Below are 2,572 nucleotides of genomic sequence, written 5' to 3'. Positions count from 1 at the left end.
GCGGTTTGGCACCTCGATGTCGGCTCATCACATCCTGGGGGTGAAGAAGCTCCCAAGGGTTTGGCTGTTCGCCAATGAAAGTGGTACGTGAGCTGGGTTCAGACCGTCGTGAGACAGGTCGGTCCCTATCTGCTGTGGGCGCACGAAACTTGCGGAGGTTCTTCTTTAGTACGAGAGGATTTGGAAGGACGTTCCTCTGGTGTTCCAGTTGTCGCGCTAGCGGCACGGCTGGGTAGCTATGAACGGAAAGGATAAACGCTGAAAGCATATAAGCGTGAAGCCCGCTCCAAGATGAGGTTTCGTTGGGCAATTGCCCGAAAGTCCCCTGGAAGACGACCAGGTTGATAGGCCGGATGTGTAAGCGCCGCAAGGCGTTCAGCTAACCGGTACTAACGGACGAATGCTTGACCACATTGATTCAACACTCTCCTGCGTTGCACCAGGCGTGTCCTGTGATACACGTCCGCAACGCGACTGCTAAGTGTCGAAGAATGCCACTTTACCACAACCAAAATAACCGAGTCCGTGCTCCCTTAACGGGGCCCGGCCTCTTTTCCGGTGACCATATCTGAAAGGTCACACCCGTTTCCATTCCGAACACGGTAGTTAAGCTTTCAGAGCCGATGGTAGTACTACAAGTGCGAGAGTAGGTGTTGCCGGATTTTTTACAACCAAACCCGCGACCGTTCCTTCTGACGGCCGCGGGTTTTTTTATGCGCGGTTCGCGAACCCAGGTCACACGCCTTTGTAGCTCAGCACCGGCCGTAACTCCCTGACGATCCTTGTCAGGTCGCATTGAGCGCGCATCACGGCGTGAATGTCCTTGTACGCCGAGGGCGCTTCGTCGCGCAGTAACGATACGCGACGATGATCGAACCACACGCCCCGCATGTCGCGCTCGAACTGCCGCACGTGAATTCTTCGTGAGGCTTCGCTACGACTCAATGCTCGACCCGCGCCGTGGGAACTTGACCTGAGAGAGCCTGGCTCGCCGCGTCCGGCCACGTGAAAGCTTGCGGTCCCCATCGAGCCAGGGATGACTCCCGGCTCGTCGAGGGCTGCGGAAAGCGCGCCCTTGCGATGGACCCAGTAAGCATGGTCGCCATGCGTTTCTCGCCGCACGTGGTTGTGGTCGGCATGGATCAAAGAGTCGGGAAGACTTGCCACGCCGAAGAGTTTCTGTAGCAAACCGGCCACGGCCCGCACGATTTGCAGTCGATTCTCCTGGGCATAACGGATGGCCCAGGCCAGATCGGCCAGATAGGCTCGGCCCGCGGGCGCATCTGCTTCCAGGCTGAGCAGCCCGCCAGCCCGATCTGCTTTTCGGGCCGCGCGCACATGATGCGCCGTGATGGCCTGCCCGATGCCGCGCGATCCGCTGTGTACCATCAGCCACAGGCAATCGTCCTCGTCGGCTTGCAGCTCCACAAAATGGTTGCCGCGGCCCAGCGTGCCCAGTTGATATCGGCCATCGCGGGCTTTGAGCTTTTCCAGGTGCGGATCGCTCAGCGCGGCATCGCGCAAGGTGGCGAGAAGTTGCTCCGCGACGTGTTCCTGCGGGTGCTTGATCGCCGGAACGCATTCGTACAATCCTGCCAGCACGCGTGCCGCGGCGCGCTCGTCCGCCAGCAGACCGGCGCCTGCGGCGAAACGGATGGCCGCCATGCCACAGCCGATATCGCTGCCGACTGCCGCCGGATAAATCAGCCGCCGTGTCGCCAGGGCCACGCCCACGCACACATCGCTCGCCAGATGAACGTCGGGCATGATCGCGACGTGCTCGACGTCCTCGGCGCGCGCAAGACGCTCGAGGGATTGCGCCACGTCCGCCGCCAGCGGCGCGGCCAGCCAACTATGCACTCGCGCTCTCGGTTGTTGTTCTCTCATGATTGCGCCTCCGCCGGGCCGCCGGCGATCAGCTCGAACAGCAATCGCGGAGCGCGCTTCCGGGTAATCGATGCCGCGACCTCGCTGCGCAGTCGCCCCGCCGCGGCGGCCAGCCGGTTGGCTACCACCTGTCGGTCGACGATCGCGCTGGCGACGACTGGCGTCAGCAGCACGAGCAATTGCGTGGTGTCCGGAGCGGGACGAACTTCGGCGACCCGCAGATCGCCTAACTCCTCACCAAACTCGCCGCTCAATACCAGGTTCAATGTGTCCGCGACCTGGTGGCACAGCTGCTGTGCTTTGCGCCGGTCGCTGTTCCGACGGTGCGAGGGACGAAAAAATTCCGCTGGGTCCACTCCGTCGTCCGCGTGGATCTCGCCACAATGGATATCAAAGGCACTCTTCGAAGCTCGTTTGCGTTTCATGTTCTCTCTCGTGTGAAGGGTGCACGCGCGCAACATCGGCGCGTGCGAATCAAAGTACTGATCGCCTCAAGACGCGCGAGAGAGCCTGGCCCAGCCCGAGGGCCAAGAAGAAGGTCTTAGCCGCCTAGCAGCCTGTTGAAAAAAGCCCTCGTGGCTTTTTTCAACCTCGCCAAGTGCGAAGCAAAGCTTCGCACGGCTCGCAAAATAACGACTTACGTCGATATTTTGCCATCGCATCCCTGCGATGTCGCAGCCCGTTG

Annotated in this window: 2 protein-coding genes and 2 rRNA genes; 2 read left to right on the top strand and 2 right to left on the bottom strand. The window is 60.9% G+C overall.

Annotated features, from left to right (window positions below; genetic code table 11):
• Positions 1-412 (top strand): 23S ribosomal RNA (locus VHD36_11690); the annotation flags it as partial.
• Between the two features lie 142 nt (positions 413-554).
• Positions 555-662 (top strand): 5S ribosomal RNA (gene rrf, locus VHD36_11685).
• Positions 663-735: 73 nt separating this feature from the next.
• Here rrf and VHD36_11680 read toward each other — a convergent pair.
• Complete coding sequence (locus VHD36_11680) at positions 736-1,887, bottom strand: RtcB family protein (protein HVU87973.1); 1,152 nt, start codon at positions 1,885-1,887, stop codon at positions 736-738.
• Positions 1,884-2,312, bottom strand: coding sequence for a hypothetical protein (locus VHD36_11675; GenBank protein HVU87972.1), 429 nt, complete (start codon positions 2,310-2,312; stop codon positions 1,884-1,886). The genes VHD36_11680 and VHD36_11675 overlap by 4 nt, the downstream gene beginning before the upstream one ends.
• Positions 2,313-2,572 lie beyond the last annotated feature (260 nt).

The organism is Pirellulales bacterium, from assembly GCA_035546535.1.
Taxonomy (GTDB): Bacteria; Planctomycetota; Planctomycetia; order Pirellulales; family JACPPG01; genus JACPPG01.
The sequence above is the reverse complement of the archived record's forward strand: the minus strand, read 5'-3'. Positions and strand labels throughout refer to the sequence as shown.